The organism is Candidatus Symbiothrix dinenymphae (assembly GCF_001431085.1).
In genome coordinates this window covers 1-865 of sequence record NZ_BBRU01000119.1, presented here as the reverse complement: position 1 = coordinate 865, position 865 = coordinate 1, and the positions used below count along the sequence as shown (strand labels likewise).

Annotated in this window: 1 protein-coding gene; it reads right to left on the bottom strand. The window is 41.0% G+C overall.

The features are described 5' to 3' along the window. Nucleotides 1-865: AAA family ATPase (locus ASC50_RS01955; RefSeq protein WP_158648279.1), on the bottom strand; the 865-nt coding region annotated here is incomplete at both ends.

Below are 865 nucleotides of genomic sequence, written 5' to 3'. Positions count from 1 at the left end.
GGATATATGGACTGATGTAGAAATACCTGCGGGCGCATTTTGAACCATGCGGCGCAAACGGTTGTAATCCGTTTTCAGGTTGTCGTCAATGATGTTTTCAGGAGTTTTCTTAAACGTTAATATCTGATTGAATATATAAAGTACCATAGACGGATTATATACTCGGTGCTCCCCATCTTTATGAAAAAGGTACCCATTATAATACATTTCCATATCCACATTGACAAGGGCTGAATCAACACCGGTTTCCAGCATTAACGCATCCACTTCCTGTTGTGTAAAACCCATCATTTCATTGTAATTTGGATTTAACGTGAGATTGGCGGCAATGTTAAAACCGCTTGTGAGGTCATCCAGCATCACAGGGGATATGCCGGTAATGAAAATGCGGTCAATGACCGATTTGGTGCCGATTTTTAAGGCTTCATAAAAGTCGCGCACAAGCCCGTTAGCCTGCACCATATTATGATAAACATCTTTGCCCAACTGCGAACCCATGGCGATGAGGTCATTAGCAAAATGGTCGTATTCGTCGATGATGACAAAAATTTTCACGCCCTTCGTTTCCGCCTTGTTAATAATTTTTCTGACAGAAGAAATACCTGATTTTTCTTCATTTAACCGCTGAATAAGACTATCGGCATCGGGGAAAAAATTGCGATAAGCATCCAAAAAATAGCAAACAGCATCTTGTATATTATCGGAAAACGAAAACCGGAAGCCATCTTCACCGGTGGTGTTGATGCCCGAAAAATCAAATTTCAACACGGCATACGCACTTTTCTTCGGCGTAGGATGCTTGCCAATATACAACTCACCAAACAGCGTTTCAAAATTCTTTGCCTTGTTTACATCGTAGTAATGC